The organism is Streptomyces sp. NRRL F-5650 (assembly GCF_000721365.1).
Classification (GTDB): domain Bacteria; phylum Actinomycetota; class Actinomycetes; order Streptomycetales; family Streptomycetaceae; genus Streptomyces; species Streptomyces ardesiacus.
This window is the reverse complement of the sequence record NZ_JOGV01000099.1, coordinates 1-5,708: the sequence shown is the minus strand read 5'-3', so window position 1 is coordinate 5,708 and position 5,708 is coordinate 1. Positions and strand designations below refer to the sequence as shown.

Genomic DNA, 5,708 nt, shown 5'->3' with positions numbered 1-5,708 from the left:
CCGCTTCCCCGGCGGAGTGACCTCTCCCGAGGAACTGTGGCGCTTGCTCGCCGACGAACGCGACGCCATGGGCGACTACCCCACCGACCGCGGCTGGGACTCCGTCGACCTGCACAACCCCGAGTCTCCCGACCTGCACTTCGCCAAGGTCGGCGGACCCGCAGCAGCGGCTGCTCCTGGAGACCACCTGGGAAGCACTGGAGCGGGCCGGCATCGACCCCGGCACCCTGCGCGCCACCCCGACCGGCATCTTCACCGGGCTGATCTACAACGACTACGCCGCGCGCTTCCCCCACCTGCTCAGCGGCTACGAGGGCTACCTGGGCAACGGCAGCGCCAACAGCGTCGCCTCGGGCCGCATCGCCTACACCCTCGGTCTGGAAGGCCCCGCGATCACCGTCGACACGGCCTGCTCGTCGTCGTTGGTCGCCCTGCACCAGGCCGCACACGCCCTGCGCAGTGGCGACTGCACGCTGGCGGTCGCCGGTGGGGTCACCGTCATGTCGACCCCGCGTCCGATGGTGGAGTTCAGCCGCATCAGCGGTCTCGCGCCCGATGGCCGGTCCAAGGCGTTCGCCGCCGATGCCGACGGCATGGGATTCGCCGAGGGTGTCGGCATGCTCGTCGTCGAACGGTTGTCGGACGCACGCCGCAACGGGCACCCCGTCTTAGCGGTGATCCGTGGCTCCGCCCTCAACCAGGACGGCGCCTCCAACGGCCTGACCGCGCCGAGCGGCCCCGCGCAGCAGCGCGTCATCCGCCATGCGCTCGCCAACGCAGGGCTCACCCCCGCGGACATCGACGCCGTCGAGGCACACGGCACGGGGACGTCCCTCGGCGACCCGATCGAGGCCCAGGCGCTGCTCGCCACGTACGGTCAGGACCGCCCCGAGGACAGGCCGCTGCTGCTCGGCTCGGTGAAGTCGAACATCGGCCACACCCAGGCCGCGGCCGGTGTCGCGGGCGTCATCAAGATGGTCGAGGCGATGCGGCACGGAGTGGTGCCGAAGACGCTGCACGTGGACGAGCCCACCCCGCACATCGAGTGGGACTCCGCCGGTCTGCGGCTCGCCGACGTGAGCATGCCGTGGCCCGAGACGGGCCGACCGCGACGCGGCGCCGTCTCCTCGTTCGGGATCAGCGGCACCAACGCCCACGTCATCCTCGAGCATGCTTCGGAGCCCGAGCCCGAGCCCGAGCCCGAGCCCGAGCCCGAGCCCGAGCCCGAGCCTGCGGCTGCGGCCGCTGAGGGCACCGGCGAGCACCTGCCGTGGTTGATCTCCGCCAAGAGTCCGGAGAGCCTGCGCGAACAGGCACTGCGCCTGCACGCGCACGTCAGCGCCGATCCCGACGCCGCCCCCGTCGACATCGCACGCTCGCTCCTGACCACCCGGGCGCAGTTCGAGCACCGCGCCGTCGTCATCGGCCGCGACCGCGAGGAACTGCTGGGGCGCCTGGCCGCATTCGGTCACGGCGACGAGAGCCCCGGTGTGGTCAGTGGCACTGCGGCACGCGACCTCAGAGCCGTCTTCGTCTTCCCGGGCCAGGGCTCGCAGTGGGCGGGAATGGCGACCGAACTTCTCGACTCCTCACCGGCGTTCGCGGACCGGTTCGGCGAGTGCGCGGCGGCCCTCGCCCCGCACATCGACTGGGCACCCGCGGACGTGCTGCGCGAGCGCGAGGACGCTCCGTCGCTGGATCGCGTGGACGTGGTCCAGCCGATGCTGTGGGCCGTCATGGTGTCGCTCGCCGCAGTGTGGCGCGCGCACGGCGTCAAGCCCGCTGCCGTAGTGGGCCACTCACAGGGTGAGCTGGCGGCTGCTGTCGTCGCGGGTGTGCTGTCGCTGGAGGACGCGGCGCGGATCATCGCGCTGCGCAGCCGGTTGATCGGGCGTGAGCTGGCGGGCCGGGGCGGCATGGTGTCCGTGCCGGTCGGTGAGGACGCGGCGGAGGAGCTGATCGGGCCCTGGGCGGGCCGGATCAGCGTGGCCACGATCAACGGCCCGCAATCCACGGTCGTCGCCGGTGAGGCCGCGGCGCTGGACGAGCTGATGGCCGCGTGCGAGCGCGCCGGCGTACGGGCCCGACGCATTCCGGTGGACTACGGCTCCCACACCCCGCAGGTCGAGCAGGTGCGCGAGGCCCTCCTGGAGCTGGCCGCTCCCGTGACCCCGAGCCCGGCCCAGGTACCGATGTACTCCACCGTCACCGCCCGGCTCCTCGAGGACGGTGTGGCCGACGCCGAGTACTGGTACAGCAACCTCCGAGACCCCGTCCGCTTCCAGCAGACCGTGCGGGCCATGGCCGACGCGGGTCATGGCGTCTTCGTCGAGGTCAGCCCGCATCCGGTCCTGACCACCGGTATCGAGGACAGCCTCGCGGACCTCGCGACCACCCCCGTGGTCGCCGGCACCCTGCGGCGCGGGGACGGTGGCCGCAGCAGACTGCTGACCGCCCTCGCCGAACTGTTCGTCGCGGGCACGCCCGTGGACTGGGCGGACACCTTCGAGGGTGGCAGGGCCGTGGGCCTGCCCACCTACGCATTCCACCGGCAGCGCTACTGGCTGGACGCCCCCGCGCCCGCGCAGCGCACCGAGACCTCCGACGTCGACAGCGCCTTCTGGACGGCGGTAGACGGCGGCGACACCGAATCGCTCGCCGCCGCGCTCGGCGTGGCGGACGACACCGTGCACTCCTCGCTCGCCACCGTCCTGCCCGCGCTCTCCGCCTGGCACGGCCGGCAGCGCGAGGAGGCCACCGTGGACGCCTGGCGCTACGGGATCGAATGGGTGCCGGTCCAGGACACCCGGGCTCGGCTCACGGGCACCTGGCTGGTCGCCGTTCCCGAGGAACACGCCGAAGACCCGGCGGTGTGCGACATAGGCGCGGGCATCGAGCGCCGGGGCGGCACCGTCCGCCAGGTACTGCTCCCCGCGGAGCGTGCCGAGGACGCCGACATCGCGGGCGAATTCCCGTACGTCGAAGAGATATCCGTACGACTGCGCGCCGTCGCGGGACACGAGCAGGCGGCCGGAGTCCTCGCGTTGACCGGACGGGACGAGGACCCGCACCCGGCGCACCCCGGCGTCCCTCTCGGCTTGTCCCGCACCCTCGGGCTGATCCAGGCACTGGCCACCACCGACGTCACCGCACCCGTGTGGTGCGTCACCAGCGGCGCGGTCACCACCGGCAGCGGCGACGAACTCACAGGACCTCGGCAGGCGATGGTGTGGGGCCTCGGCCGGGTCGCGGCCCAGGAGTACCCGGACCGCTGGGGTGGCCTGATCGACCTGCCCGCCGAGCCGGGGGACCGGGACGTCGACCGGCTCTGCGCTCTGCTGACCGGCGAGACCGGTGAGGACCAGCTCGCGGTGCGTCCCGCCGGCGTCCGTGCCAGGAGACTGGTGCGTGCCGCCGCGTCCGGGGGGCAGAACGGCGGCTGGCGGCCCCCCAGGGGCACCGTCCTCATCACCGGCGGTACTGGTGCACTCGGCGGCCACCTCGCGCGCCGGTTCGCCGAGCAGGGCGCCGAGCACCTGATGCTCTTGAGCAGGAGCGGCCCCGACGCCGAGGGCGCCGACGAACTGCGGGCCGAACTGAGCGCTCTGGGCGCACAGGTGACCGTCCTGTCCTGTGACGCGAGCGACCGCGACGCATTGGCGGCCGCCCTGGCGGGCATTCCGGAGAAGCTGCCCCTGACCGCGGTCTTCCACACCGCCGCCGCCCTGGACGACGGCCCACTGGAGACGCTGACCCTTCCTCGCGTGGCCGCCGCGCTCCGTTCGAAGGCGGGTGCCGCGTGGAACCTTCACGAACTGACCGCGGACGCGGACCTGTCGGCGTTCGTGCTCTTCTCCTCCACGGCGGGCACCTTCGGCGCCGCCGGCCAGGGCAACTACGCGCCCGGCAACGCCTACCTGGACGCACTGGCCTGGTTCCGCAGGGCCCACGGCCAGGTGGCGACCTCCATCGGCTGGGGCGCCTGGGCCCAGGGCGGCATGGCGGAGAAGGACGTCGTCGCCGACCTGCGCCGCAGGCACGGCGTGCCACTCATGTCCCCGCAGCGAGCCACCCTCGCCATGGAGCGAGCCCTGGCGGGCGACGACACCTTCGTTGTCCTCGCCGATATCGAGTGGGAAAAGTTCCAGCTCGCCTACACCGCCGCGCGGCCCAGTCCTCTGCTGTACGGCCTCGCGGAGGTCCAGCGCCCCCAGGAGACGGGTGTGGACGCGGTGGGTACCGGCGGCACGGAGGGCCCCCGTCTTGCCGAGCGGTTGTTCGGCCTGGCCCGCAAGGAGCAGGACCGGGTGCTGCGGGAGACGGTCCGTACCCACGCTGCGGCCGTCCTCGGCCACGACGGGGCCGAATCGGTGCCGCTCACCCGTCCCTTCGCAGAGCTCGGCCTGGACTCGGTCACCGCGGTGGAGCTGCGCAACCGCCTCGGTGGTGTGGTCGGACACAAGCTTCCGGCCGGGCTCGTCTTCGACCATCCGACGGTCTCCGACCTTGTCGCCTACTTGCGCGACCTGTTGTTCGGCGACGAGACGTACACCAGCCCGATGCTGGCCGAACTCGACCGCCTCGACGTCGAGTTGGCAACCCTTCGTGAAGACGACCCGGTCAGGGGCGAGGTGGCGGAGCGGCTGGAGAAGCTGCTGCGCCGTGTCAGATCGGACTCGGTGACCGCGTCGGGCGTCAGGGCCGTGCAGAACTGGGACCTCGAGGCAGCCTCCCAGGACGAAGTGTTCGCCATGATCGACGACGAGCTGGGAGAGCCGTGATCCGGGGCGGACGGACGCTCTGCGCGCCGCCCTTGTGACTCCACCCGGAACGCGACCGCCGACCCTTTCAGTGCCGCTAAGGAATGGACCTGCCGCCCATGCCGAATGAAGACAAGCTCTTCGACTACCTCAAGCGCGTGACCGCCGAGCTCAAGGAGACCAAGTCACGGCTGAAGGCCATGGAGTCGGCCGGCGGTGAGCCGGTGGCGATCGTCGGAATGAGCTGCCGGTTCCCCGGTGGGGTGGCCTCGCCCGAGGACTTGTGGCGGCTGCTTTCCGAAGGCGGCGACGCCATCACGGGCCTGCCCACCGACCGCGGCTGGGATCCTGCCTCGCTGATCGACGTGACCGGTGAGCGCCCCGGCAGCTCTTACGTGGCCGAGGGTGGCTTCCTGCACGATGCGGGGGAGTTCGACGCGGACTTCTTCGGGATCTCGCCGCGCGAGGCCCTGGCGATGGACCCGCAGCAGCGGCTGCTCCTGGAGACCTCCTGGGAGTTGTTCGAGCGCGCCGGCATGGACCCCACCACGCTGCGGGGCAGCGACACCGGCGTCTTCGTGGGCTCCAGCTTCCACGGGTACGGCGACCCGGCCACCGCTCCCGACGAGGCACAGGGCTATCTGCTCACCGGCCGCGCCGACAGTGTCATCTCCGGCCGGATCTCCTACACCCTGGGCCTCGAAGGCCCGGCACTCACTGTCGACACGGCGTGCTCCTCTTCGCTGGTGGCGCTCCACCTGGCCGTCAACGCGCTGCGGCTCGGCGAGTGTTCACTGGCACTCGCGGGCGGCGTGATGGTCATGTCGACGCCCGAGGTCTTCGTAGGGCTCAGCCGGCAGCAGGGTCTGGCGCGGGACGGTCGCTGCAAGGCGTTCGCCGCGTCCGCCGACGGTATGGGTGCGTCGGAGGGTGTGGGCCTGCTGTTGG

The 5,708-nt window shown here is 72.0% G+C and carries 1 protein-coding gene and 1 pseudogene; both read left to right on the top strand.

The window, feature by feature from the left end; translation table 11 throughout:
- Positions 1–4,781 (top strand): annotated as a pseudogene (locus tag IG88_RS45180) (type I polyketide synthase); the annotation flags it as partial.
- A 98-nt stretch (positions 4,782–4,879) separates the two neighbouring features.
- On the top strand, positions 4,880–5,708 hold an 829-nt coding region (locus tag IG88_RS39705; RefSeq protein WP_199807552.1), incomplete at its 3' end, for a beta-ketoacyl synthase N-terminal-like domain-containing protein.